We start from the raw sequence: 26,264 nt of genomic DNA, 5'->3' as shown, positions 1-26,264 counted from the left end.
TGACGCCGGACTTTTTACAATGCTCCCCTATGTTTGTTCACCTGCGCCTGCACACCGAGTTTTCCGTCGTTGACGGCACCAACCGAATCGATGAGGTGGCCAAGGCCGCCGCCAAGGACGGCCAACCCGCACTGGCCATCACCGACCTCAACAACCTTTTTGGCGCCATCAAGTTCTACAAGGAAGCGCGGGGCAAGGGCGTCAAGCCGCTGATCGGGGCCGAAGTCAATGTCGCCGCCGAGTCCGGCCCTCCGGCGCGCATCGTGCTGCTGGTGCAGAACAAGCAGGGCTATCTGAATCTGTGCGAACTGCTGGCCCGTGCCTGGACGCGCAACATCGTCAAGAACGTGCCCGTGTGCACCTGGGACTGGCTGCGCGAACTGGGCGAGGGCCTGATTGCGCTGGCCGGGGCGCAGGCCGGGCCGGTGGGCCAGGCGCTGATGAAGGGGGACGACGCCGGGGCCTCCAATGTGGCGCTGGAGCTGGCGGGCATCTTTCCTCACCGCTTTTACATGGAGATCCAGCGGGCCGGCCGTGCGGACGATGAAGCCCATGTGATCGCCGCCGTGCAATTGGCCGCGCGCTTGAACCTGCCCGTGGTGGCCACGCACCCGGTCCAGTTCGCGACGGCCGACGACTACGAGGCCCATGAAGCGCGCATCTGCATCGCCGAAGGCGAGATCCTGGCCAACCAGCGCCGGGTGCGCAAGTTCACGCGCGAGCAGTATTTCAAGTCCAGCGCAGAGATGCAGGCCCTGTTCGCCGACGTGCCCACGGCCATCACCAACACCCTGGAAGTGGCCAAGCGTTGCAACCTGACGCTGGTGCTGGGCAAGCCGCAATTGCCCGATTTTCCGACGCCCAACGGCATGCCGGCCGACGAGTACTTCCGGTTTGCGTCGTTCGAGGGGCTGGAAGCGCGCTTGAAGCACCTCTTCCCCGACGAGGCCAAGCGCGACAAGGAGCGGCCACGTTATGTGGAGCGCCTGGAGTTCGAGCTGGGCACCATCCTCAAGATGGGCTTTCCGGGCTACTTCCTCATCGTGGGGGACTTCATCCAGTGGGCCAAGGCCAACGGCTGCCCTGTGGGGCCGGGGCGGGGCTCGGGTGCCGGCTCGCTCGTGGCCTATGCGCTCAAGATCACGGATCTGGACCCGCTTGAATACAACTTGCTTTTCGAGCGGTTCCTGAACCCCGAGCGGGTATCCATGCCCGACTTCGACATCGACTTTTGCCAGTCCAATCGCGACCGCGTGATCGACTACGTCAAGGACAAGTACGGCAAGAACGCCGTGAGCCAGATCGCCACCTTCGGCACCATGGCTGCGAAGGCGGCGATCCGGGACGTGGGCCGCGTGATGGACATGAGCTACACGTTCTGCGACGGCATCTCCAAGCTGGTACCGGGAAAGCCCGGCATGTCCTATACCCTGGCGTACCCCCCCGAGGTGAAGAAAGAGGGCGACAAGAACAACTACGCGCTGGAACTGGAGCCCACGCTGTACGAGCGCGTGCGCAAGGAAGAAGACGTCAAGACCGTCATCGAGATGGCGCAAAAACTCGAGGGCATGACCCGCAACATCGGCATGCATGCCGGGGGCGTGCTGATCGCCCCGGGCAAGCTGACAGACTTCTGCCCCCTGTATCAGCAGCCTGGCAGCGAGTCTGCCGTGAGCCAGTACGACAAGGACGACGTGGAGGCCATTGGCCTTGTGAAATTCGACTTCCTGGGGCTTGCCACGCTCACCATCCTGGAGATCGCACGCGAGTTCATCATGAAGCGCCACAAAGGCCAGGAGAACTTCGCGTTCGAGAACATTCCGCTTGACGACGGGCCGACCTACCGGCTGTTCTCCGAAGGCAAGACCGAGGCCGTGTTCCAGTTTGAAAGCCGCGGTATGCAGGGCATGCTGAAGGAGGCCAAGCCGAGCCGCCTGGAAGACCTGATCGCGCTGAACGCACTGTACCGCCCGGGTCCCATGGACCTGATTCCCAGCTTCGTGAACCGCAAGCATGGCAAGGAGGTGGTGGAGTACCCGCACCCAGCCGTCGCCGACATGCTCAGCGAAACGTACGGGATCATGGTCTACCAGGAGCAGGTGATGCAGACCGCGCAGATCCTGGGCGGATACAGCCTGGGTGGCGCCGACCTGCTGCGCCGCGCCATGGGCAAGAAGAAGGCCGAGGAAATGGCCGAGCATCGCGAGAAGTTCCGCGCCGGCGCCCTCGCGACCCATGGCATCGATCAGGCGAAGGCCGACGAGGTGTTCGACCTGATGGAGAAGTTCGCGGGCTACGGCTTCAACAAGTCGCACGCTGCCGCGTACTCACTGCTGGCCTACCACACGGGTTGGCTCAAGGTGCACTTCACGGCTGAGTTCTTCTGCGCCAACATGACCGTCGAAATGGACGACACCGACAAGCTCAAGGTGCTGTTTGAAGACGCGGTCAAACACTTCGGCATGACTTTCGAGCCGCCGGACGTCAACCGTGGCAAGTACCGTTTCGAGCCCGTGACCGACAAGATCATCCGCTACGGCCTGGGCGCCGTGAAGGGCACGGGCCAGCAGGCCATCGAGGCCATCGTGGCCGCCCGCGAAGGTCGGGGCGAGGGACCCAACGGATCCACGACGGGGCCTTTCAAGAGCCTGTTCGACTTCTGCCTGCGCGTGGACAAGGCGCGCATGAACAAGCGTACGGTGGAGGCGTTGATCAAGGCCGGCGCCTTTGATGCGATCAACATGAACCGCGCGGCACTGGTGGCATCCATCGACCGGGCCTTCGAATTTGCGGCCGCCACGCTCGCCAACGTCAACCAGGGGGGGCTTTTCGACATGATGGGCGACGACGCCCACGGTTCCAGCACGCAGGAGCCCGAACTGGTGGACGCGCTGCCCTGGGGCATCAAGGAGCGGTTGACCCTGGAGAAGACGGCGGTGGGCTTCTACCTCTCAGGCCACCTTTTCGACGAGGTCGCCACCGAGGTGCGCCGGTTCGTGCGCACGTCGATCGACGAGCTGCTCGACAGCCGAGAGCCGCAGGTGCTGGCTGGCATCATCACTGACTTCCGCGTCATCAACGGCCAGCGAGGCAAGCTGGGGCTTTTCAAGCTCGACGACAAGTCGGGAGTGATCGAGGCGTCCGCCGACGAGGCGTTGCTCAACACCTATCGCAACCAGCTCAAGGAAGACGAGTTCGTCGTCATGGTCGGCAAGCTGCAGATGGACCATTTCAGCGGTGGATTGCGCGTGAAGGTGCAGCAGGTCTGGGACCTGGCCGGTGCGCGCTGCCGGTTTGGCAAGTACCTGCATGTGCAGGTGGCCGACAAGGGGCCCGACGTGCCGCGCCTGGTGCGTGAATTCCCGCCCCGCCGCGAGGAGATCGCCGAGGGCGAGGTGCTGCACGGCCTCAAGGTGCGCATGGGCGTGCGCTGCGCTTCGGATGGGACCACCGCCGTCGCGGAACTTCAACTGGGGGAGAGTGCGCGTTTCTACCCGACCGACGCCGCGCTGGCCGCCTGGACGGCCCAGGTGGGTAGCGGCTCTGCGACGGTGGTGTATGAGCATGGGTGAGCCGGTTGCGGTGTGAGCTTGAAAAAAACCGCATGAACGCCAGATTTGTCTCGCGGCAGCATGCCGTGCGGATCGCTAGAATGATTTTCATGGCAACAAAACCACCTTCACCCCCCACCGCGCCGCCCGTGACACGGCCAGCGCGGGATGACGGCGGTTCGGTCGTGCTCGAAAGACGCACACAAAAGACCCAGCCGCCCCAGATGTATCAGGTGGTCATGCTCAATGACGACTACACCCCCATGGAGTTTGTCATCGTGGTCTTGCAGGAGTTCTTCAGCAAGGACCGCGAACAAGCGACCCAGATCATGTTGAAGATCCACCTTGATGGCAAAGGCGTCTGCGGCGTGTATTCCCGCGATGTGGCAGCCACCAAGGTGGAACAAGTGCTTGACGCCGCCCTCAAGGCGGGCCACCCACTGCAATGTGTCAGTGAGCCTGTTGAATAACAGGTCTTTTGTCCCGATCTAAAGTTATCCCTTCCACGCAAGCACAAAGGAGTTCACATGATTGCCCAGGAACTGGAAGTCAGCTTGCACATGGCCTTTGTTGAGGCCCGTCAGCAGCGCCACGAGTTCATCACCGTGGAGCATCTGTTGCTTGCATTGCTCGATAACCCCAGCGCAGCGGAGGTGCTGCGCGCATGTTCGGCCAACATCGATGATCTGCGTTCATCGCTGTCGAATTTCATCAAAGACAACACGCCCCAGGTCGCGGGCACCGACGAGGTGGATACGCAACCCACGCTGGGCTTCCAGCGCGTGATCCAGCGGGCCATCATGCACGTTCAGTCCACGGGCAACGGCAAAAAGGAAGTCACTGGCGCCAACGTGCTGGTGGCCATCTTCGGCGAGAAGGATTCGCACGCCGTGTACTACCTGCACCAGCAGGGCGTGACGCGCCTGGATGTGGTCAACTTCATCGCCCACGGGATCAAGAAGGGCGAGCCGCCGGAACCCGCCAAGGCTGATAACCAGGCCGAAGGCGAAGAAGGCGGTGGCGGCGAGCGCAGCGAAAAGGCCTCGCCCCTGGAGCAGTTCACGCAGAACCTGAACCAGGCTGCCAAGGACGGCAAGATCGACCCGCTGATCGGCCGCAACTACGAGGTCGAGCGCACCATCCAGATCCTGTGCCGCCGCCGCAAGAACAACCCGCTGCTGGTGGGTGAGGCGGGCGTGGGCAAGACCGCCATTGCCGAGGGCCTGGCCTGGCGCATCACGCAGAACGACGTGCCCGAGATCCTGGCCGAGGCCACGGTGTATTCGCTCGACATGGGCGCGCTGCTGGCCGGTACCAAGTACCGTGGCGATTTCGAGCAGCGCCTCAAGGGCGTGCTCAAGTCCTTGAAGGACAAGCCCAACGCGATCCTTTTCATCGACGAGATCCACACGCTGATCGGTGCGGGCGCGGCCTCGGGCGGCACGCTCGATGCGTCCAACCTGCTCAAGCCTGCGCTCTCCAGCGGCCAGCTCAAGTGCATCGGTGCGACAACCTTCACCGAGTACCGTGGCATCTTCGAGAAGGACGCAGCGCTGTCCCGCCGTTTCCAGAAGGTCGATGTGGTCGAGCCGACGGTGCAGGAGACCATCGACATCCTCAAGGGCCTGAAGTCGCGCTTCGAAGAGCACCACAGCGTGAAGTACGCGGCTGCGGCCCTGCAGGCTGCTGCAGAACTGAGCGCCAAGTACATCAACGACCGTCACCTGCCCGACAAGGCCATCGACGTGATCGACGAGGCTGGGGCCGCTCAGCGCATCCTGGTGCCCAGCAAGCGCAAGAAGACCATCGGCAAGGCCGAGATCGAAGAGATCGTGGCCAAGATCGCGCGCATTCCGCCGGCCAATGTCTCCAACGACGACCGCAGTAAGCTGCAGACGCTGGAGCGCGACCTCAAGAGCGTGGTGTTCGGGCAGGACAAGGCGCTGGAAGTGCTCGCCTCGTCGGTCAAGATGGCGCGCTCGGGCCTGGGCAAGGGCGACAAGCCGATCGGCTCGTTCCTGTTCAGCGGCCCCACCGGCGTCGGCAAGACCGAAGCGGCCAAGCAACTGGCCTACATCATGGGCATCGAGCTCATTCGCTTTGACATGTCGGAGTACATGGAGCGCCACGCCGTGAGCCGCCTGATCGGCGCGCCCCCCGGATATGTCGGCTTTGACCAGGGCGGCCTGCTCACCGAAGCCATCACGAAGAAGCCGCACGCGGTGCTGCTGCTCGACGAGATCGAGAAGGCGCACCCGGACATCTTCAACGTGCTGCTGCAGGTCATGGACCATGGCACGCTGACGGACAACAACGGCCGCAAGGCCGACTTCCGCAACGTGCTGATCATCATGACCACGAATGCCGGCGCCGAGACCATGAACAAGGCGACCATTGGCTTCACCAACCCGCGCCAGGCGGGCGACGAAATGGGCGACATCAAGCGCCTGTTCACGCCCGAATTCCGCAACCGGCTGGATGCCATCGTCAACTTCAAGGCCCTGGACGAGCAGATCATCCTGCGCGTGGTGGACAAGTTCCTGCTGCAGCTGGAAACGCAGCTGGCCGAAAAGAAGGTGGAAGTCACCTTCACCGACACGCTGCGCAAGCACCTGGCCAAGAAGGGCTTTGATCCGCTCATGGGTGCCCGCCCGATGCAACGTCTGATCCAGGACACCATTCGCCGCGCGCTGGCTGATGAACTGCTGTTCGGACGCCTGACCGACGGTGGACGCCTGACGGTGGACATCGAGCTCAAGACCGACGACAAGGGCGTGGAGACGCCCGAGGTGCTGCTTGACATCCAACCCGTGGCAAAGAAGGATCGCTCTGCCAAGTCGGAGCCTGCAGAGCCCGAAGAGGCCACAGCCGACTGAGCTGTTGCGGATGCGCCGGGGCTGAGAGTTCCGGTGTGCATCGCCAGGGCGCTTGCGCCCGACCGGCAAGCCAGCCATCCCGTGATGGCTGGCTTTTTCTTTGAGAGCTGCCGCATGGACCCGCAGGGAGTGATGGTCGCCCGTCTGTCAGCGGCACGCTCGACCGCGTGCCAGCGACTGCCGCGGTGGGGCCGGCGGTAAAAGCGCGACTTGCGCCCAAGGCCCCGGAAGGCGGTGAAAACTGCGAAAAAGTCAGCTCCAAGCTGCTATGTTTCCTGCACCCGGCAGCAACACGCAGATGTTGATCATCCCGCTGCCGCCAACGCTACAAAAGGAAGCTGCCCATGATCACGACCGAACCCACCATGACCAATCTTTTCCTGCAGCTGGGGCTGGATGAGAGTGCAGAGGGCATTGCCCAGTTCATCAAAACCCACCAGTTGCCTACCGAGGTGGCGCTTGGCGACGCGCCGTACTGGAATGACTCCCAGCGCCAATTCCTGCTGGAGCAACTCAAGGCCGACGCGCCCTGGGCGATGATCGTGGACCAGTTCAGCGAATCCCTGCATTCCGACGCCGTGCACCGCAGCACCGGCCTGTGAGGCATCAGTCTGGGAAAATTCCGGCGCCTCCAGCGGCGCGCGGGGTCGCCGGCCTTCAGCGCGCAGGCTGCTCCGCGAGCGGCGTGCCGGTGCGCGGGGAGGATGCAGGTGCGCTGCCTGACAACCTGCTGAGCAGTTCGACCGTGGCATAGCCATCTGCCGCCAGCCCCTCGCTTTGCTGGTAGCGCCGAAGGCCCGCACGGGTGGCCGGCCCCAGCACGCCGTCGGGTGTACCGGTGTCGAAGCCTCGCTGATTCAGCGCCAACTGCAGCGCCTGGACCTGCTCACGCGACAGAGCCGGCAGTTCACGCGGCCATGTCGCGACAATTGGCGCGCCGCCTTCGATCTGCTGGGACAGCTGGGCCACGCCCAGGGCGTAGGTCACCGCATTGTTGTAGCGCAGCAGCGTGCGGAAGTTGTGCCCCACCAGGAACGCGGGCCCTCGGGCCCCTGCCGGCGTTATCACCGAGGCGGCATCCAGCGCAGGCAGCGCACGTCCGTCCGTCGTTTGAACACCCTCGGCCGCCCACTGTGTGGCACTTTGGCGCACGTTGAGCTCCGTGCGCGCGAAGTCGAAGACTGCGGGCAGCTTCACCTCGGTTCCCCAGGGTTCGCCACGCCGCCAGCCTTCGCCGGCAAGGAACGCGGCCGTGGAAGCGGCCACGTCCGGCACGCTGCCCCAGATGTCGCGGTGGCCATCACCGTCGGCATCGACGGCATGCCGCAGGAACACCGAGGGCAGAAACTGAGTGTGCCCCATGGCGCCGGCCCAGGAGCCGATCATGCGGTCGGCAGCGATGTCGCCCTGATCGATGATGCGCAGCGCCGCCAGCAGCTCGCCCTGGGCCCAGGCGCGGCGGCGTCCCTCGTACGCCAGCGTGGCCAGGGCATCCACCGTGTGGAAGCTTCCGAAATTGCTGCCGTAGTTGCTTTCCATGCCCCAGATGGCGGTGATCACCGCAGCCGGTACGCCATAGCGCGCGGACGCGGCCTGCAGCGGCGCCGCATGCTCGGCCAGCTTGGCCTGGCCTTGTGCCACGCGCTGCTGCGACACGGCGCTGTCCAGGTACGCCCACGGCGTGCGGCTGAACTCGGGCTGGGCGCGGTCCAGTTCCAAGACGCGCGGCTGCCATTGCGCCTGGGCGAGCACCTGGCGCACGGTTTCGGGGCGGATGCCCGCGGCCAGTGCCTGGGTGGCAAAGCCATCGCGCCAGGCGGCAAAGCCGGCTTCGTGGGTTGTAGGCGCCGGTACCGCCGCGCTGGGGGTCGCTGTGGCTGCGGCTGGTGCGGTTGCGGGCACGGCGGCAGCCGCCACCGGGCGGGGTGCGGGGGCATTGGCGCAGCCCGTCAGGGCCAGGGCCAGCGTGGCCAGCGGCCAGAGGATCAAGGGGCGTGCCCAGGTATGTGCGCGGGGGATTGCAGGGTGCATTCCGGCATTGTCTCCCGCGCCCGCGTGCCGCCTGTTACCAGCGGTAGGTGGCCGTGCCGATCAGCTTGCGCGGCTCGCCGTAGAAGCAGCCGTACATGGCGCAGCTGCCGATATAGGTCTTGTCCGCCAGGTTGCTGAGGTTCAGCGCGAAGCGCCAGGGGCCGGTGTGGTAGCCCAGCATGGCGTCGAACAGCGTGAAGGCCGGCACGGCCACGGGCGTCCCGTGCGCCATGCCGCGTGCCTCGCCCATGTGGCGCACGCCCGCGCCCACCGTCAGGCCCGGCAGGCCCAGCGCGCCAAGCTCGTAGTCCGCCCACAGCGAGACCTGGTTGTAGGGCACGCCGATCGAGCGGGCGCCCTCCTGCGCGGGCTGCAGCGGGCTGGCGCGCACGGTGCGGGCATCGGTATAGGCATAGGCAGCGATCAGGTTGGCATGGCGGCCGACGCGGGTGCGGGCTTCCAGCTCGAGTCCGCGCGAGCGCACCCGGCCGTGCTGGATGGCGTAGTTCGGGTCCTGCGGGTCGGCGACCGTGAGGTTGTCGCGAGTGAGCTGGTACATGGCCGCGGACACCAGGGTGGCCGAGCCCGGTGGCTGCCAGCGCACGCCGGCCTCGATCTGCGTGCCGGTGGTCGGCTGGAAGCGGCGGCCGCTGCGGTCTCGGCCCTCGGTGGGCTCGTAGGACTCGCTGTAGCTCAGGAAGGGGGCGAGCCCGCCCTCAGCCAGATACACCAGCCCGGCGCGGCCGGTGAAAGCCTGGCTTTTCTCGGCGTCCACCCATTTCTCGCCGGTGAACAGGGCGTGCTCGTCGGCGCGCAGCCTGTCATGGCGGCCACCCAGCAGCACGACCCACTTCTCGCCGATCTTCATCTGGTCCTGCAGGTACAGGCCCATGCGCCGGATCCTGGAGACCGAGGAGTTCCCGGCAGGCACGGCCGCGCCCAGGGGCTGGCCGTAGAGCGGCGCATACAGGTCCAGCGGCTGGCCTTCGCGGTTGTAGCGCTCCGTCTTGTGCCGTGGCGCGGCATGGTCCAGGCCCGCGAGCAGCGTGTGCCGCACGCTGCCGTGGGTCGTCTGGTACTGCAGCGAGGTGTCGGTGGTGGTGGCGGACGAGCGGTCCCAGCGGTCCTGCGCGGTGCGGTCCAGCGTGGTGCGCTGGTCGCTGGCCAGGCCCCAGATCCCGGCGTTGTTGTATTCGTTATGCGCGTGGAAGTAGCGCAGGCTGTGGCGCAGCGTGAGGCGGTCGTTGAACGCATGCTCGAGCAGGTAGCCCAGGGAGTAGCGCGTGAGGTCGAACTTGTCGTAGCCGGGCTCGCCTGTGTAGAGGTTGCGCGGCAGCCGCCCGTGCACGTTCGGCAGCACGGTCCCCGGGCCGGGCAGACCGTAGACGTAGGCTGTCCGGTCCCGGTGGTATTCGGCCAGCAGGGTCAGCGAGGTGCTGCCATTGGGCTGCCACTTGAGCGCGGGCGCGAAGTAGCTGCGGTCGTCCCGCACGTGATCCACGAAGCTGTTGCTGTCGCGCCCCAGGAAGGTCAGCCGGTACGACCACTCGCCCTCGGGGTCCAGCGCCGCACCGAAGTCGCCCGACACCTGCCGGCGCGCGAAGCTGCCCAGTTCCAGCTGCAACTCGCGCAGCGGCTCCGTGGTGGGGCGCTTGCTCACCGTGTTGATGATGCCGCCGGGCGCCGAGGCGCCGTAGAGCACTGACGCCGCGCCCTTGAGCACCTCGATGCGCTCCAGCCCATAGGGCTCCTGCCTGCCGTTGTAGTAGTTGACCGTGTAGGGCGTGCCGTCTCGGAAATACGTGCCCACGTTGCTGGACTGGAAGCCGCGCAGGAACATGCCGTCGGTCGTGCGGTCAAGCCCCTCCGAGCGGCTGACGCCGGCCACGTAGCCCAGCGCGTCCTGCAGGCTCTGCGCCTTGCGGTTCTCGATCTCCTGGGCGCCCACCACGCTCAGGGACTGCGGCGTCTCCAGGACCGGCGTGTCGGTCTTGGTGCCCGTGGCGCTGCGCCGCGCCGCATAGCCGTGCAGGGGGCCGGCGGCGGTGTCGTGCTCGGCCTCGGCGCGCACCGTGACCTCGCCCAGCGCGGCCCCCTGGGCGGGCGGGCGCTCCACCACCAGCGTGCGCCCCTGCACACGGCCCTGCAGGCCGGAGCCCGCCAGCAGCGCGCGCAGCGCATCGCCGACGTCGCGGGTGCCGTGCACGGCCGGGGCCTGGCGGTCCGCCGCCAGGTCCGGTGCGAACGCCAGTTGCAATCCGGCCTGCGCCGCCAGCGCCGCGAGCGCGGGGGCCAGCGGCTGGGCCGGAATATCGAAGCGCGCAGTCTGAGCGGTGGCGCACTGCAGCTGCAGCGCCAGGGCCGCAGCCATCGCGGCGCGGGCGACGGCGTGCCGGGGCAGGCGAGAGGGCAGGGTCGGGGGCAGGGAGGCGGGAGGTCGCATGGCCGATGGGTCTTTCGTTCAGGGTGAAACAGGTCTTTCACCTTGCTGGACGAACGAGCGGCGGAAACCCTGAAAGTTTTTGAATGCCGTTTTTGCTATTGAAATGGTAGCTATTTGCGCTTTCCCCCAAAGGGCTGGAGGCCATTTTTATTGATTTTTTGCCTGCCTTGCCACCAGCAGCACGCGGCCGTTGTCGCGCACCACGCGCAACGGCAGCACGGCGGGCAGGGCCTGCAGCCAGTCGGCGGCTTCGGCGATCTCCACCGTGCCGCTGATGCGCAGCTGCGCGGCGCGCGCGTCGGTGGCAAGCTCCAAGCGCGCGTAGCGCGCGAGGCGCTCGGTGGCCTCGGCCAGCGGCACGGCGTCGAAGTGCAGGCGCCCATGGCGCCAGGGGGCCGCAGTGCCGGGTACGGCCCGGGGCGTGCCGTCCGGAGCGACGCGCAAGCCCTGGCCCGCGCCCAGGGCGCCGGCCAGCACCGTGTCGCCGCGGCTCACGCGCACGAGCCCGGACTCGGTCTGCACGAGCACGCTGCCCCCGGGTTCGATCTCCACGCCAAAGCGTGTGCCCAGCACGGTGACCGTGACCTCGCGCGCCTGCACCGTGAAGGGCCGGCTGGCGTCGTGCTGCACTGCGAAGAACGCCGCGCCTTCGAGCAGCCGCGCGCTGCGGCGGCGGGCGTCGTAGGCCAGCTCGATCCGGCTCTGGGCATCGAGGATGAGGCCGGAGCCGTCGGGCAGGGGCTGTGTCAGGCTGCGGCCCCGCGCGGCGGCGTAGCTGCCTTCCCAGTGCAGGGCCTGGTCGCGCCAGAGGCGCCAGCCCAGCGCGCCGACCACGCCCAGGCCGCCCACCGCGAGCAGCGAGGCCAGGCTCCTGCGGCGCCCGCCCTCGCGTGCCGGGGGGCGGGGTTCGCCGCGCCACTGGCGCAGCGCGGTTTCGATGCGGTCGCTGGCCGCGCCCAGGTCGCGCTCGATGGTGTTGAGCGACACACCCAACCTGCCTGCGATGGCGGCCTGGCTCTCGCCGTGGACGCGATGCGCCACGAAGGCCTCGCGCGTGCGGCCGGGCAGCGCGGCGAGAGCGGCCTCGACGGCGGCGAGCGCCTGGCGGTACATGAGCGCGTCGGCCACGTCCGGTGCATGGCCGGCGGCGGCGCCCGTGGCGGCGCTGTCGCGCGTGTGGCTTTGCAGCCATTGCGCGCGCCGCTGCCGGTCCAGCCCGATGTGCGCGGCGGCAGTGCTCAGGTAGGCGCGCGCATCCTCCACAGGTGCGCCCGCCGGTGCGCCTGCGGCAGGGCGCTGCTCGGCCAGACGCAGCCAGGTTTCGTGGGCGATCTCCCGCGCGTCCTCGCCGTTGCCGGTGCGGTGGCGCAGAAAGCGCACGAGCGCGTCGTAGCGCAGGGGAAATTCGTCCAGGAGGGAGAGGCGGGCCGGCGTGCTCATGGGCGGCGAGCATAGCAAATGCGAATTGATATCAATTGCAATTGAACGCTGACGCAGGGCGGCCGCGCCACCCGGCATACTCGGGGCTTTGCGTTCGAGCGCCGGGCTGCGCCTTTTTTTCCATGCATACTTTTCTCTGGCACGACTACGAAACCTTTGGTGCCAACACCCGGCGCGACCGGCCCGCGCAGTTCGCCGCCATCCGCACCGATGCCGAGCTCAATGAGATCGGCGAGCCGCTGATGATCTACTGCCAGCCGGCCAACGACTACCTGCCCGACCCGCAATCGTGTCTCATCACCGGCATCACCCCCCAGCTGTGCCTGGAGAAGGGCGTGCCGGAGCACCAGTTCGCGGCCCGCATCGAGGCCGAATTCGCCCAGCCGGGCACCATCGGTGTGGGCTACAACACCATCCGCTTCGACGACGAGATCACGCGCTTCATGTTCTGGCGCAACCTCATCGACCCCTACGCACGCGAATGGCAGAACCAGTGCGGCCGCTGGGACCTGCTGGACGTGGTGCGCATGACCTACGCCCTGCGGCCCGACGGCATCACCTGGCCGAAGAAGGAGGACGGCTCTGCCAGCTTCAAGCTCGAGCATCTGTCCAAGGCCAACGGCCTGCTGCACGAGGCCGCGCACGATGCGCTCTCTGACGTGCGCGCCACCATTGCGCTGGCGCGGCTCATCCGCCAGCACAACGCCAAGCTGTTCGACTTCGCACTCTCGCTGCACAAGAAGGACCGCGTGGCGACGGAACTGCGCCTGCCCGCCACCACCATCACGGCGCGGCCGTTCCTGCATGTGTCGGGCATGTTCCCCGCAGAGCGGGGCTGCCTGGCCGTGATGTGGCCGCTGGCCAGCCACCCGACCAACAAGAACGAACTCATCGCCTGGGACCTGTCGCAGGACCCGTCGCCCCTGGCCACCATGGGTGTCGAGGAGATCCGCCTGCGCATGTTCAGCAAGGCCGATGCGCTGCCCGAAGGCGTTTCGCGCCTGCCGGTCAAGACCATCCACCTCAACAAGTCGCCCATGGTCGTGGGCAACGTCAACACCCTCACGCCCGCGCTGGCGCAGCGCTGGGGGATCGACCTGGCCCAGGCATCGCAACACGCCGACGCGGCGCGCAACCTGCCCGACATGAGCGGCATATGGCCGGCGGTCTTTGCGCGTCCGCAGGAGCCCGCGCCCGATGTGGACCAGGACCTGTACGGCGGCTTCGTCGGCAACAATGACCGCCGACAGCTCAACGACCTGCGCACCATGAGCGGCGAGAAGCTGGCCCGCTCCCGCGCCGCGTTCGACGACCCGCGCCTGGCAGAGTTGCTGTGGCGTTACCGTGCACGCAACTTCCCCACCACGCTGTCCCCCGAAGAAGCCCGGCAGTGGGAGGCGCACCGCGCAGCCTGCCTGTTTGACGGGCAGGGCGGGGCGCGCACGGTGGAGCAGCTGTTCACCGAAATCGACACCCTGTCGGAGACCGCCGAAGACGACCGTACGCAGGACATCCTGGGCGCCCTGTACGATTACGCGGAGCACATCGCGCCTGAACGGTAGCCCCCCCTGAGGCGCTGCGCGCCTTCCCCCCTGAGGGGGGACGCACCCGGTAGCCTGGCGAAGCCAGTTCCACGGGTGCACTGGCGTTAAGGGCGCGCCAGTTTCAGAGCTTGTGACGATAGCTGACCCAGCAATCCGCTTACTTTTATGACGACACCGCAGACCAACCATTTCACGACCGAGATCCTCCACGCCGACCGCCAGGGCGGCGCGGAGCATGGGGCCATTCACAAGGCGATCCACACCTCGGTGCAGTACGGCTACGACAAGGTCGAGGACCTGATCGCCGTGTTCCAGGGCACGGCCAAGGGCGGCTTCAATTACGCGCGGCAGGGCACGCCCACCACGGCGGCGCTGGAGGCCAAGATCACGCAGATGGAAAAAGGGCAGGGCACCATCGTTTTTGCCACGGGCATGGCGGGCATCTGCGCCATCTTCCTCACGCTGCTCAAGGCGGGCGACCACCTGGTGGCCAGCCAGTTCGTGTTTGGCAACACCAACAGCGTGTTCGGCACGCTGGCGGACCTGGGCATCGAGGTAACCCTGGTGGACGTGACCGACGCCGCCAACGTGGCGGCTGCGGTGCGGCCCAACACCCGCATGGTGTTTGTCGAAACCATTGCCAACCCCGGCACGCAGATCCCCGACCTGGACGGCGTGGGCGCCGTCTGCCGTGAGCGCGGTCTGCTGTATGTGGTGGACAACACCGTGGCATCGCCGTACCTGTTCCGTGCGTCCACGGTGGGCGCGGGCTTGGTGCTCAACTCGCTGACCAAGAGCATCGGCGGGCAGGGCGCGGCGCTGGGCGGTGCGGTCACCGACACCGGCCTGTTCGACTGGAGCACGTACCCCAACATCTTTGCCCCTTACCGCAAGGGTGACGCCAAGGGCTGGGGCCTGCAGCAACTGCGCAAGAAGGGCCTGCGCGACATGGGGGCCACGCTGTCGTCCCACGCTGCGCATCAGATCGCGCTGGGTGCCGAGACGCTGTCTCTGCGCATGGACCGCACCAGCGCCACGGCGCTCGCGCTGGCACAGTGGCTGGAGCGGCACCCGGCCGTCTCGCGCGTGCTGTACCCAGGCCTGCCGTCGCACCCGCAGTACGCGTTTGCGCAAAAGCACCTCAAGGCCGGTTCGTGGCTGCTGTCGTTCGAGCTGCGCAACCCCGACCACTGCCTGCCCGTGTGCAACCGTCTGCAGCTGCCTATCAAGGCCACCGGCCTGGCGGATACGCGCACGCTCATCATCCCGGTGGCCCACACCATCTTCTGGGAGGCGGGCCCTGAGGTGCGCGCGTCCATGGGCATTGCCGACAGCATGATCCGTCTGTCGGTGGGCCTGGAAGAGGCCGACGACCTTCTCGCGGACTTCGAGCAGGCGCTGGCAGCCTTCTGACGCACTCCGCTCTCACCCCATCCGTACCATGGCCACAGCAACCTCCGCGCCGCCCGCCCACATCGGCAAGTACCGCATCGAGCGCGAACTGGGACGGGGCGCCAGCGGCATCGTATTCCTGGGGCTTGACGGCTTCCGGGGCCGCAAGGTGGCCATCAAGCAGACCCACGCGCACCTGCTCAAGCAACCCGAGCAGGCCGAGCGCTACCGCAAGTTGCTGCGCAACGAGGCGGCGCTGTCGGGCCGCCTTCGCCACCCGAACATCGTGCGCCTGCTCGACGCGGACGAAGAGGCCGTGCCGCCGTATCTGGTGCTGGAGTACGTCGATGGTCAGCCCCTGTCGGCCTACGCCACGCCCGATACGCTGCTGCCTGTGCCCCAGGTGCTGGACATTGCCTTCAAGTGCTGCAATGCATTGGAGTACGCGTGCCGCGAAGGCCTGGTGCACCGCGACATCAAGCCCGCCAACCTGATGCTGGCGCAGGGTGGCGACATCAAGCTCACCGACTTCGGCGCGGCGCTGTCGCTGCGCAGCGACGCCACGCAGCTGTCGGGCCTGGTGGGTTCGCCGTCCTACATGTCGCCCGAGCAAGTGCGCGAGCAAGACCTCACCCACCACAGCGACATGTTTTCGCTGGCCGTGGTGGTGTATGAGCTGCTCACCGGCCGGCGCCCCTTTGACGGTGACACCGACTTTGCCACCCTCTACAAGATCAGCAACGAGAACCCCACGCCGCCCAGCCTGTTGCGCGCCTCGCTGCCCCGGCATGTGGACGACGTGCTGCTGCGGGCCATGGCCAAGCAGCCCGCCGACCGCTTTGCCACCTGGCAGGACTTTGCCCAGGCCCTGCTGCACGCCCACCAGGCGCTGCCGCGCCAAAAGTCGCAGGACACCGAGGCCGAGCGCTTTGCGCGCCTGCGTGCGCTGCCGTTCTTTGCCGACTTTCATGATGTCGCACTATGGGAGCTCATGCGCCTGGGCAACTGGCGCCGACTGGAGCAGGGCACCGTGCTCATGCGGGAGAACACCCCCGGCGACTCGTTCTGCATTCTCATCGAAGGCCAGGTCAGCGTCAGCCGCCAGGGCTGGAACCTCAGCACCCTGGGCCCCGGCGTCACCCTGGGCGAGATGACCTACCTGCGCCCCGAGGACAAGATGCGCACGGCCACGGCCGTCGCAGAGACCGAGGTGCTGGTGCTCAAGGTCCGCAACCCGGCGCTGCGAGGCGCGTCGGAGGATTTGCAGTCGCGGTTCGACAAGGCGTTCATCAAGCTGCTGGTGGGCCGGCTGATCGCCACCAACGAGCAGTTGGGAGAGTGGGAACTGGTGGCGGCGCCGGGCGGGGCGGCGCAGGATTGATGTGGGGGGGGCGGCTGGTTGTCATGGACACCGCTGCTGCGGGCTCGCTGGGCCATGGTCTGCTCTGGGCCCGGATCTGCTTCGGGCAATGATACTCAAAGCCGTGTCGTCCCCGGGCCTTTGGGATCGCTCTGAAATCCGGCACACGCTGTGAGCAGTCAAGGAAAAGGGGAACGTGCACGATGAATGAAGCCGAGCTCACCGCAGGAATGTCGGTGACACCTCAGTACCAATACGCGCAGCGAGTGGCCAACCAGCTGTTCGTAGCGGGCCAGGTGCCACATGATTCCCAGGGGAATCTTGTCGGTGCCGGAAACGCGTTTGTTCAAGCGAGCCAGTGCCTTCGCAACCTGAACCTCGTCCTGACTGTTCATGACTTCACGCTCGCAGATGTCCGCAAAATCGTGGTCTACGTTGTTGGTGAGCAAGAGCAGTTGTCGGCTGCATGGAAAGCTACCACTGAATTTTTTGCCGGTCAGGTGCCACCAGCGACGCTTCTGGGCGTGGCTCGGCTGGGCTATGCAGGGCAATGGGTGGAGGTTGATGCCACGGTGATGAAAACATAGCAGGGCAGGACTGGACTGGACAGAACGCCCTGCCCAAGCCTACATGGCATCGAAATGCCTTCGGAAACCGCTGAGCTCCAACGTTGAACGGCTGCTTTCATGGGCGGCGGCCTTCTGCTCCTGGCCGAGCAACCTGCCTGGTGCAGCCTATCGACGGTGCCGTTGGTTGAGCGACGCCTTGCCCGCGCCGGCGCGCCACCGGGTGTGCCAGACCATCAACGCTGCGATTGCCAGGGCAAAGTTGCCAAAACGGCCAGCTGGACGGCGACTCGGCCTCACAAGTGGGCAGGTGATCGAATTGGCACGCATGGGGCTGTGGATAAATTTGGCCACCGCTAAGCCTGGCGCGGGTTTGCAGGCGATTTAAGGCGGTTTGGCGTTGCCGATGGCTTTGGCACGGAATGGTCGGTCCAAGCGGCTGGAATGGCTGAAATGGGCGCTTTGTGATGCCGGGCGGGCCCCGAACAGCGGAAAGTGGTTGCCGGGCCTAGTTGTGCGGTCCGGACGTGGAGGCCGGGATGTGTCTAGTTTGGACGCACAGACCCCGCCTCATACCAGCCCTTGGACGAGTTCACCACACGGACCACCAGCAGCATCGCCGGCACCTCGATGAGAACACCGACAACGGTGGCAAGGGCAGCACCAGACTCGAAGCCAAACAGGCTGATCGCGGTGGCAACGGCCAGCTCAAAGAAATTCGACGCTCCAATGAGCGCGGAGGGGCACGCCACGGAATGCTTCTCGCCCGCCACCCGATTGAGCCAATAGGCGAGCGCCGAGTTGAAGAACACTTGGATCAGGATCGGCACAGCCAGCAACGCGATTACAAGCGGCTGGCGGAGGATGGCCTCGCCCTGGAATGCGAACAGCAGCACCAGGGTGAGCAGCAGCGCGGCGATGGACCAGGGGCCGAGGCGCTGCAGCGCGGCATCGAACTTGGACTGGCCTCGCGCCAGCAGAGTACGCCGCAGCCACTGGGCCAGCACCACCGGGATGACGATGTACAGCACCACAGAAGTGAGCAGCGTGTCCCACGGCACCGCAATGGCCGACAGGCCCAAAAGGAAGGCGACGAGCGGCGCAAACGCCACGATCATGATGCTGTCATTCAGCGCCACCTGGGACAGCGTGAACAGCGGGTCGCCTCCCGTCAGGCGGCTCCACACGAACACCATGGCTGTGCACGGCGCGGCGGCCAGCAGGATGAGTCCGGCGATGTAGCTGTCGAGCTGCTCGGCCGGAAGGTACGGCGCAAACCAATGACGGATGAACAGCCAGCCCAGCAAGGCCATGGAGAACGGCTTGACCAGCCAATTCACGAACAGCGTGACGCCAATTCCCCGCACATGGTGCCGCACCTCGCCCAGGGCGGTGAAATCCACCTTGAGCAGCATCGGGATGATCATCACCCAGATGAGAAGGCCCACCGGCAGGTTCACGCGGGCGACCTCCCAGGCGCCAATCGCTCGGGCCGCATCCGGGAGCATCTGGCCCAGCCCGATGCCCACCACGATGCAGAGCACCACCCACACGGTGAGGTAGCGCTCGAACACGCTCATACCGGACTTCTGCATTGCTTGTCTCAGCCTCTCAGTTTGAGTTCAACTGGCGGGCAGTGGCTTGAAGCACCGTCTTGGCTAGCTTCTCCTCCGGCAGGCTGACCAACAACTCCAGGCGGCGCTTGATGGCATGCAGCGTTTGACGGAAGGCTTCGAGCTTCTGCTCGTCCGTGCCATCGCCCTCGCTGGGGTCCGCATAACCCCAGTGCGCTGTGGCGGGATGGCCTGGCCAGATGGGGCAGACCTCGCCCGCTGCGTTGTCGCAGACCGTGATGATCAGGTCCATCTGCGGTGCCCCCGGGGCTGCGAACTCGCTCCAGCTCTTGCTACGCAGGCCCTGCGTGGAGATACCGGCGTTCTGCAGCACTTCCAGCCCCAGGGGATTGGGCTGCTGGTTGCCGCGCGGGCTGCTGCCAGCGGAATAGGCTCTGAAGCGGCTGTTGCCCATGTCGTTGAGCAGCGCCTCGGCCAGAATGCTCCGCGCCGAGTTGTGAGTGCAAAGAAACAAAACGTTCAGGGGTTGCTGAATCTGACTCATGCGAACCCCGCTCAGCAGCACTTGGCTGCGTCAGTGGACTTGGGCCCGCAGCAGGCGGCTTTTCCGGGTTCGGGTTCTGAGGGATTGCCCGTCGGGCAGCAGGCTGCCGCATGTGCTGAACCGACCGCAGGGGCCTCGTTGAACAAGGGGATGCTGCCCAGCGTGTGGAAGTGCTCCCAAGCCACGCCCTGTGGGTCTGTCACCCAGTGTTTTTCGCTGCGGGCATAGCAGCATGTCGTCGCCCCTTCATCAAGCAGCGCCATGTCGGCAGACTGAGCGCGGCCCTTGAGTTCAGCCAGCTCGTCGGCATCGTCCACCTGAAACCCGAGATGGTCCAAACCAGGCTTGCCGCCTCGCGTGGAGATGGCGAAGTTCACCCGGGGGTCTTCAAGCATCCACTTTGCATAGTCATTCTCGACGCGTGCGGGCTGTGCAGCGAAAAGCTTGGAGTAGAACGCGATGCTCTGGTCGAGATCGCTCACGTGCATATGGACATGGAATCGCTTCATGGTGGCTTCCTTTCAGCAGTTGCAGGAGGTGGCTTGATCGGTGAGGCAGGCAGACCCCTGGCAGCAGTTCTCGGTCATGTAAGCCAGCAGGGAGTTCATGGTTTGGTACGAGGCGCGGTAGACCAGGTTGCGGCCCTGGCGCTCCTGGCTCACCAGGTTGGCATGAGCCAACTCCTTGAGGTGGAATGACAGGGTGTTAGGCGCAATGCCCAGCAGCTCGGAGATTGCGCCGGGCGTCAGACCCTCCTGGCCTGCTACGACAAGCGTGCGGAAGACCCGCAGGCGGAGTTCTTGGGCAAGGGCAGCAAGGGCTTGAATCACGGCGGTTTCGTTCATGATTCAATCATACAACGATTATTGAAATATTGATGACCAGGAATGGAGGCTCAAAACAGCGTGCCCTGCCTCCGGTCGGTAGGTGCAGTAACCCGCAACAGCGATTCCCTGGACTTCAACGAAGTAGCGGTTTTGGGGGGTGAAGGCGGCGTTGCAGGCGGTCTACGAGGCGGGGCTGGCGGCGGGGAAAGACCTGAACAGCCAGCGGTAACGGCTGGATCGGCACCTTACACAGGCCCCTTGCGAGGGGCTTTTCTTCGTCCGGACTGGGCTCTGCGGGGGTTTTTCGTGCCAAAGGGGGCGTAATTTGGCGCCAAAGCGGGCGTAAATCAGTGCCAAAGTGCGCGGCGCGCCATTCACAGGCCAAGCACCCAGCCCGTGTGCTCGCCATCACCGAAAACCGCGTCGGCTGGACATGTCAAATGAGAATGCATATCATTTGTATGCCTGAGTACGCCACCTTCGTCCACCGCAAAAGGCTTTCCCAAGGAGCATTGCCATGGACACCGGCGCGCACGCCAGCCACCACCGATCCGCATCCCCTCACCGCGACCCTGTCACCCTGACGCGGTGGCAGCATGCCGCGCGGCGCGCACGGTCCGCGCAGCAGCTGGGGCAGTGGCGCATGGCGATGGCCTACCAGCACCAGGCGCTGGGGCTGTCGCTGCAACTGCTCGACCACACGCCGCCCGCCGGGCGGGAGGACGACTGCATTGCCGCCGTCGTGGTGTCGCACCTCAACGTGGCCGACCTGCAGGCGCAGGCTGGCGCCCTGGAGGACTCCACGCAGGTCCTGTGCCGCGCCCATGCGGTGCTGCTGGGCCTGATGGCCGATGCGCGACATGGCGTCGCGCTGCAGCAGGCCGCCTGGCGCCACAGCCGTGAAACCCATGCCGCACTGCTGCGCCATGTGCAGGCCCATGGCGCCCACCCGTCCATCACGCAGGCCCTGGCTGCGGCCCACGCGGCCGATGGCTCCGGGCGCCATTGAACCCTCTTTTTCTGCCGGGGCCGTGCCTGAACCGCTGCGGCCTCTGCGTTGTGTTTTCCACCCTGTTTTCCATCCAAGGACACCATGCCCCATACCCTGCCTGCCTTGCCCTACGCCTACGACGCACTGGAGCCCCACATCGATGCCCGCACGATGGAGATCCACCACACCAAGCATCACCAGACGTACATCAACAACCTGAACGCTGCGCTGGAAGGTACGCCGCACGCGGATCTGCCTATTGATGGGCTGGTGGCGCGGCTGGTGCTGCTGCCCGAGAACCTGCAGGGCGCGGTGCGCAACCACGGTGGCGGGCACGCCAACCACAGCCTGTTCTGGAGCGTGATGTCGCCACAGGGCGGCGGCAAGCCCGAGGGCGAGCTGGCGCGGGCCATCGATACCGACCTGGGCGGCTTCGATGCCTTCAAGGACGCCTTCACCAAGGCGGCGCTCACCCGCTTCGGCAGCGGCTGGGCGTGGCTGTCCGTGACCAAGGCGGGCCAGCTGGTGGTGGAGAGCACGGGCAACCAGGACAGCCCGCTCATGGCGGGAGTCATGTCAGGCCATACACCCATCCTCGGCCTGGATGTGTGGGAGCACGCCTACTACCTTCAGTACCAGAACCGACGCCCCGAGTACATCGCTGCGTTCTACAACGTGGTGGACTGGGCCGAGGTATCTCGCCGCTACGCGCTGGCCAGGGCCTGATGAGTACAGCCGGCCCGCCCACGCCGTCCACCCGCGATCCACGCTCTGAAAACCGCCCCCTGACCGACCCAGGAGCCGCCATGCAGACCCCGTCCACTTCCCTGCCACCGACTGAAGCCGTTGTGGAATCGCCAGCTTCCCGCGAGCTGAGGGGGGCGCGCGGCATCACCGGCTTGCGTTGGCGGCAGTGGCTGGGGCTGGGCATCGTGCTGCTGGGCGTGGTGGCCGCTTCAGCGCAGCTGTGGGCCTGGATGGCTGGCCAGCCCGTGGTGCTCAATGCCTTGTGGGGCGGCGCGGCCGCGGCGTTGGCCACCGCGCTGGGGACGCTGCCGGTGCTGTTGTCGCAGCGCCTGTCCGAGCGGGCGCAGGACACGCTGTTCGGCTTTGGTGCGGGCGTGATGCTGGCAGCCTGCTCGTTCTCGCTGATCATTCCCGGCATCCACGCGGCGCGGGCCGCAGGCGCAAGCGCCTGGGCCGCTGGTGGCACGGTTGGGGCGGCCATCCTGCTCGGCGCTCTGGTGCTGCTGATGATGGAGCGCCTCCTGCCCCACGAGCATTTCATCAAGGGCGTGGAGGGTGCCCAGGCGTCTCGCACCTTGCGGCGTACCTGGCTTTTCGTTTTTGCCATCGGCCTGCACAACCTGCCGGAGGGGCTCGCGATCGGCGTGGCCTACGCGGGCGGCGATGCATTGCGCGCCAGCGCCCTGGCCACCGGCATTGCCATCCAGGACGTCCCCGAAGGCCTGGTGGTGGCCGTGGCACTGCTGGCGGCAGGCTACAGGCGCTCGCTGGCCGTGGGCCTGGGCATGGCGTCAGGCCTGGTCGAGCCCGTGGGCGCCGTGCTGGGCGCCGCCGTGGTGAGCTATTCGGCCAGCCTGCTGCCCTGGGGCCTGGGGTTTGCGGCCGGGGCCATGTTGTTCGTGATCAGCCACGAGATCATTCCCGAGTCTCACCGCAAAGGCCACGAGGCCTGGGCCACAGGGGGGCTGATGGTGGGCTTCGTGATCATGATGCTGCTGGATACAGCTCTGGGCTGAGTGCTACGGTTTTGATAGCATCTGGCGATTGATGGGAAAGCGCTGGAGGCTGTTTTTCCCTACATTTTTCGGCCATAACCGGCGCCCAGGGCGTTTGACGGCCTGTGCGGGCCTGTCTGGGCAGGCCGGGCGCGGCGTCACTGCCCGCTTCGGGTCGCTACCCGAAGAACCGGTAGCACACCGCGATGGCTGCCACCACCCCCGCCAGCTCCGCCAGCAAGGCACAGCCCACGGCGTGGCGCGCGCGCTGTATGCCCACCGCGCCAAAGTAGACCGCCAGCACGTAGAAGGTGGTCTCCGTGCTGCCCTGGATGATGGCGGCTGCCAGGGCGGGGAAGCTGTCCACGCCATGGGTCTGCATGGTCTCGATAAGCATCGCGCGGGCGGCGCTGCCTGAAAACGGCTTGACCAGGGCCGTGGGCAGCGCGTCGACGAAGCGGGTGTCTGCCCCCAGCACGGTCACGCACCAGCGGATGCCGTCCAGCACGTAGCCCAAGGCGCCGGAGGCGCGGAACACACCCACGGCGCAGAGCATGGCCACGAGGTAGGGCAGAAGGCCCTTGGCCACGTCGAAGCCCTCGCGCGCGCCTTCGATGAAGGCCTCGTACACCGCCACCTTGCGCCAGGCGCCTATCGCCACGAAGGCAACGATGAGTGCGAACAGCGTGACGTTGCCCAGCAAGGACGACAGCTGTGCCAGGGCCGTGCTGCCCAGCGCGGCCAGCAGCGCCATGAACCCCCCCAGCGCCAACGCCACCGGCAACAGGTACGCCAGCACCACGGGGCTCCACAGGGGCAGCCGCTGCACCACGGCGACGCTGACGAGGCCCACCAGCGTGGACGCGGACGTGGCCAGCAGGATGGGCAGGAACACCAGCGTCGGGTCGGGCGCTCCCTGCTGCATGCGGTACATGAAGATGGTCACGGGCAGCAGCGTGAGCGACGAGGCGTTGAGCACCAGGAACAGGATCTGGGCGTTGGTGGCGGTCTCGGGCTCGGGGTTCAGCTCTTGCAGCGCCTTCATGGCCTTGAGGCCCATGGGCGTGGCGGCGTTGTCCAGTCCCAGCGCGTTGGCGGCGAAGTTCAGGGTCATCAGGCCCAGGGCAGGGTGGCCGCTGGGCACGCCGGGCATCAGCCGGGCAAACAGGGGGGCGAGCCAGCGGGCCAGGGCATCGACGATGCCGGCCTTCTCGGCAATGCGCAGAAACCCCAGCCACAGCGTGAGCGTGCCGAACAGCAGCACCATCACCTCAACCGACAGCCGGGCCATGGCGAACAGGGCCTCCACCATGGCCGCGAAGATCTGCGCATTGCCACCCACCAGCCATTGCGTGAGCGCGGCCACGGCCGCCGTCAGAAAAAAGCCCAGCCACAGGGTATTGAGCATCAGGATTCCGGAGTGAAAAGGAAAGGGACCGGCCGCAGGGGCCGAGGTTACCTTTCCTGGTGTGCAGCAGGGTCTGGCCGCGTGGCGCAGAGGCAACGGTGGCCGCAGTGGTACCCTAGAGGGTTCGGTTCAGTTCACCGCAGGGGCTTTTTCGAGGGCCGTTTTCCTGCGCCGTGGGGGTGAGCCGCCCCTCTATGGCGCCCGGCGCGCCGCAACACACACCAAGGAAAAGAGGTCCATCATGGGCGCGCAGTGGAAGGCAAAGGGCAAGGCGTTGGTCGCCGATGCCAAGGGCAAGCTGTTTGGCAAGCTGGTCAAGGAAATCACCGTGGCCGCGCGCGGCGGCGCCGACCCGGCCAGTAACTCCCGCCTGCGCCTTGTGGTGGAGCAGGCCCGCAAGGCCTCCATGCCCAAGGACACGCTGGAGCGTGCCATCAAGAAGGGTTCCGGCACAGGTGCCGATGCCATCAACTACGAGCGCGTGATCTACGAAGGCTTTGCGCCCCACCAGGTGGCCGTGATGGTCGAATGCCTGACGGACAACGTCAACCGCACCGCGCCCGAAATGCGCGTGCTGTTTCGCAAGGGCCAGCTCGGCACCTCGGGCTCGGTCGCCTGGGACTTCAACCACGTGGGCATGATCGAAGCCGAGCCCGCCAACGCCGATGCCGACCCCGAGCTCGCAGCCATTGAGGCGGGCGCGCAGGACTTCGAGGCCGGTGACGAAGAGGGCACCACCACCTTCTGGACCGACCCGACCGACCTGGACCTGGTGAGCCGCGCGCTGCCGGCCCAGGGCTTCACCGTGCTGTCGGCCAAGCTCGGCTACAAGCCCAAGAACCCGGTGAACCCCGCCAACCTGAGCGCCGAGCAGCTCGAAGAGGTCGAAACCTTCCTGGCCGCCATCGACGCCAACGACGACGTGCAGAACGTGTTCGTGAGCCTGGGCGGCTGACAACGCTTTGCTGCGCAACGCCGGCCGGCACTTTGCTGCGTACGGCTTGCGCGAATGGCCACGGCATCTGCCCAACTTTTTTTGTCCATGAACGCAGACCACTACGCAGCCCTTGGGCTGGCGGCCAACGCAACATTGGCCGACATCAAGAAAGCCTACCGCCAGAAGGCGGCGTTCTTCCATCCGGATCGCAACGACGCGCCCGATGCCGCGCAGCGATTCCAGGCGGTGCAAAAAGCGTACGACGTGCTGTCGGACGAGGCGGCGCGGCAGGCCTACGACGACAACCGCCGCCGCAACCTGCTGGACGACCCGCTGCAGACAGCGCAGGAAATCTGGCAGACCTACGCCACGGACATTCTTCGATCCTCCTTCAAGTCTTCTTCTGCCCAGTGAAACTCTCCCCCTATTTTTATGACCTGCGCTCGGCCTACCAGGCCGAGCTGGACGACCTGGTATCCGATTCGGAAGGCAAGGACGTGCTGCGCAAGCGGCTGGCCGAAAAGCGCAACGAGATTGCCTTCCTGGTGCAGATGATGGAGCTGGCGCCCGAGATGGTGGCCGTGGCCTTTCACCAGGGCTTTCGATTCGCCAAGCCTGCTGCGGTGGAACACGTTCTGGGATTGCCGCAGGATGAGCTGCCCGACTGGCACAGCCTGACCCATGCCGTCACGCTCGAGCCCTGGGCGCAGAGCCTGGCGCAGACGGTGTTGCGGGAGCCGCAGGGCGCGCGATTCCTGGCGGTGGCCGCCGGGCTGGAATACATGCTGCAGCACGCACGCATGGCACCCGCCGCCCACGCGGAGGCGGAGGGCGACGACGACGGTGAAGACGCCGCTGAGCACGATGACGATTTCAGCGCCCTGAGCGCGGACGACGCGGCAGACCCTCAAAACAGTCGCACGCGGGATGAAGCCAGCTCCAACTGGCTGGCTGACGTGGGCTTTGATCGGAAGGACTAGCCCCCCTGTGGCGCTTCGCGCCGTCCCCCGAGGGGGACGCCTGCGGTGGACCGGCCAA

Annotated in this window: 22 protein-coding genes; 14 read left to right on the top strand and 8 right to left on the bottom strand. The window is 66.3% G+C overall.

Annotated elements, in window-relative coordinates; genetic code table 11:
• Positions 1 to 29: 29 nt before the first annotated feature.
• From dnaE to KW835_RS05625, 4 genes are all read left to right on the top strand, one after another.
• Entirely contained in the window at positions 30 to 3,572 is a 3,543-nt protein-coding gene (gene dnaE / locus KW835_RS05640) for a DNA polymerase III subunit alpha (protein WP_218381313.1), read from the top strand.
• Positions 3,573 to 3,652: 80 nt separating this feature from the next.
• On the top strand, positions 3,653 to 4,021 hold the full coding sequence (gene clpS, locus KW835_RS05635; protein ID WP_029414237.1) for an ATP-dependent Clp protease adapter ClpS: 369 nt from the start codon (positions 3,653 to 3,655) through the stop codon (positions 4,019 to 4,021).
• 57 nt (positions 4,022 to 4,078) lie between these two features.
• Positions 4,079 to 6,427, top strand: a complete 2,349-nt coding sequence (gene clpA / locus KW835_RS05630; protein WP_218381312.1) for an ATP-dependent Clp protease ATP-binding subunit ClpA — start codon at positions 4,079 to 4,081, stop codon at positions 6,425 to 6,427.
• 344 nt (positions 6,428 to 6,771) lie between these two features.
• On the top strand, positions 6,772 to 7,029 hold the full coding sequence (locus KW835_RS05625; RefSeq protein WP_218381311.1) for a DUF2789 domain-containing protein: 258 nt from the start codon (positions 6,772 to 6,774) through the stop codon (positions 7,027 to 7,029).
• A gap of 55 nt (positions 7,030 to 7,084) precedes the next feature.
• On the opposite strand, the gene KW835_RS05620 is transcribed toward KW835_RS05625, so the two are convergent.
• From KW835_RS05620 to KW835_RS05610, 3 genes are all read right to left on the bottom strand, one after another.
• Entirely contained in the window at positions 7,085 to 8,458 is a 1,374-nt protein-coding gene (locus tag KW835_RS05620) for a lytic murein transglycosylase (protein ID WP_218381309.1), read from the bottom strand.
• 34 nt (positions 8,459 to 8,492) lie between these two features.
• Complete coding sequence (locus KW835_RS05615) at positions 8,493 to 10,901, bottom strand: TonB-dependent siderophore receptor (protein WP_218381308.1); 2,409 nt, start codon at positions 10,899 to 10,901, stop codon at positions 8,493 to 8,495.
• A 147-nt stretch (positions 10,902 to 11,048) separates the two neighbouring features.
• Entirely contained in the window at positions 11,049 to 12,341 is a 1,293-nt protein-coding gene (locus KW835_RS05610) for a sigma-70 family RNA polymerase sigma factor (protein ID WP_218381307.1), read from the bottom strand.
• Positions 12,342 to 12,463: 122 nt separating this feature from the next.
• On the opposite strand from KW835_RS05610, the gene sbcB reads away from it, so the two are divergent.
• The 4 genes from sbcB (at position 12,464) to KW835_RS05590 (ending at position 17,224) form a co-directional block, all read left to right on the top strand.
• Entirely contained in the window at positions 12,464 to 13,903 is a 1,440-nt protein-coding gene (gene sbcB / locus KW835_RS05605) for an exodeoxyribonuclease I (RefSeq protein WP_218381306.1), read from the top strand.
• A 147-nt stretch (positions 13,904 to 14,050) separates the two neighbouring features.
• Positions 14,051 to 15,298, top strand: a complete 1,248-nt coding sequence (locus tag KW835_RS05600; RefSeq protein WP_218381305.1) for a cystathionine gamma-synthase family protein — start codon at positions 14,051 to 14,053, stop codon at positions 15,296 to 15,298.
• 28 nt (positions 15,299 to 15,326) lie between these two features.
• Positions 15,327 to 16,658, top strand: a complete 1,332-nt coding sequence (locus KW835_RS05595) for a protein kinase (RefSeq protein ID WP_218381304.1) — start codon at positions 15,327 to 15,329, stop codon at positions 16,656 to 16,658.
• A 182-nt stretch (positions 16,659 to 16,840) separates the two neighbouring features.
• Positions 16,841 to 17,224 (top strand): RidA family protein, encoded by a 384-nt coding sequence (locus KW835_RS05590; protein ID WP_218381303.1) that lies wholly within the window; start codon positions 16,841 to 16,843, stop codon positions 17,222 to 17,224.
• Positions 17,225 to 17,748: 524 nt separating this feature from the next.
• Here KW835_RS05590 and arsB read toward each other — a convergent pair.
• The 4 genes from arsB to KW835_RS05570 are packed head-to-tail and all read right to left on the bottom strand — an operon-like array spanning position 17,749 to position 20,166.
• The gene (gene arsB / locus KW835_RS05585; protein WP_255593302.1) at positions 17,749 to 18,798 is read right to left on the bottom strand and encodes an ACR3 family arsenite efflux transporter; all 1,050 of its coding nucleotides are present in this window, start codon (positions 18,796 to 18,798) and stop codon (positions 17,749 to 17,751) included.
• 16 nt (positions 18,799 to 18,814) lie between these two features.
• A complete protein-coding gene (locus KW835_RS05580; RefSeq protein WP_218381302.1) occupies positions 18,815 to 19,321 on the bottom strand; it encodes an arsenate reductase ArsC in 507 nt (168 codons plus the stop codon).
• An 11-nt stretch (positions 19,322 to 19,332) separates the two neighbouring features.
• Positions 19,333 to 19,830 carry an ArsI/CadI family heavy metal resistance metalloenzyme gene (locus KW835_RS05575; RefSeq protein ID WP_218381300.1) on the bottom strand — a complete coding sequence of 166 codons (498 nt, stop codon included), beginning with the start codon at positions 19,828 to 19,830 and terminating at the stop codon, positions 19,333 to 19,335.
• 12 nt (positions 19,831 to 19,842) lie between these two features.
• A complete protein-coding gene (locus KW835_RS05570; protein WP_218381299.1) occupies positions 19,843 to 20,166 on the bottom strand; it encodes a helix-turn-helix transcriptional regulator in 324 nt (107 codons plus the stop codon).
• A 499-nt stretch (positions 20,167 to 20,665) separates the two neighbouring features.
• Between KW835_RS05570 and KW835_RS05565 the strand changes: the two genes are divergently transcribed.
• The 3 genes from KW835_RS05565 to KW835_RS05555 all read left to right on the top strand — a co-directional run bounded on the left by KW835_RS05565 (position 20,666) and on the right by KW835_RS05555 (position 22,902).
• The gene (locus KW835_RS05565; protein ID WP_218381297.1) at positions 20,666 to 21,157 is read left to right on the top strand and encodes a hypothetical protein; all 492 of its coding nucleotides are present in this window, start codon (positions 20,666 to 20,668) and stop codon (positions 21,155 to 21,157) included.
• An 84-nt stretch (positions 21,158 to 21,241) separates the two neighbouring features.
• The gene (locus tag KW835_RS05560) at positions 21,242 to 21,865 is read left to right on the top strand and encodes a superoxide dismutase (protein WP_218381296.1); all 624 of its coding nucleotides are present in this window, start codon (positions 21,242 to 21,244) and stop codon (positions 21,863 to 21,865) included.
• Positions 21,866 to 21,945: 80 nt separating this feature from the next.
• Positions 21,946 to 22,902 carry a ZIP family metal transporter gene (locus KW835_RS05555; RefSeq protein WP_218381295.1) on the top strand — a complete coding sequence of 319 codons (957 nt, stop codon included), beginning with the start codon at positions 21,946 to 21,948 and terminating at the stop codon, positions 22,900 to 22,902.
• A gap of 157 nt (positions 22,903 to 23,059) precedes the next feature.
• Here KW835_RS05555 and KW835_RS05550 read toward each other — a convergent pair whose 3' ends face one another.
• Positions 23,060 to 24,289, bottom strand: a complete 1,230-nt coding sequence (locus KW835_RS05550; RefSeq protein WP_218381294.1) for a nucleoside recognition domain-containing protein — start codon at positions 24,287 to 24,289, stop codon at positions 23,060 to 23,062.
• 241 nt (positions 24,290 to 24,530) lie between these two features.
• Between KW835_RS05550 and KW835_RS05545 the strand changes: the two genes are divergently transcribed.
• From KW835_RS05545 to KW835_RS05535, 3 genes are all read left to right on the top strand, one after another.
• Complete coding sequence (locus KW835_RS05545; RefSeq protein ID WP_218381293.1) at positions 24,531 to 25,244, top strand: YebC/PmpR family DNA-binding transcriptional regulator; 714 nt, start codon at positions 24,531 to 24,533, stop codon at positions 25,242 to 25,244.
• Positions 25,245 to 25,331: 87 nt separating this feature from the next.
• On the top strand, positions 25,332 to 25,640 hold the full coding sequence (locus KW835_RS05540) for a DnaJ domain-containing protein (RefSeq protein ID WP_218381292.1): 309 nt from the start codon (positions 25,332 to 25,334) through the stop codon (positions 25,638 to 25,640).
• Positions 25,637 to 26,206 carry a hypothetical protein gene (locus tag KW835_RS05535; protein ID WP_218381291.1) on the top strand — a complete coding sequence of 190 codons (570 nt, stop codon included), beginning with the start codon at positions 25,637 to 25,639 and terminating at the stop codon, positions 26,204 to 26,206. The genes KW835_RS05540 and KW835_RS05535 overlap by 4 nt, the downstream gene beginning before the upstream one ends.
• Positions 26,207 to 26,264 lie beyond the last annotated feature (58 nt).

This window comes from Acidovorax sp. sic0104 (genome assembly GCF_019219095.1).
Lineage (GTDB): Bacteria > Pseudomonadota > Gammaproteobacteria > Burkholderiales > Burkholderiaceae_C > Acidovorax.
The sequence above is the reverse complement of the archived record's forward strand: the minus strand, read 5'-3'. Positions and strand labels throughout refer to the sequence as shown.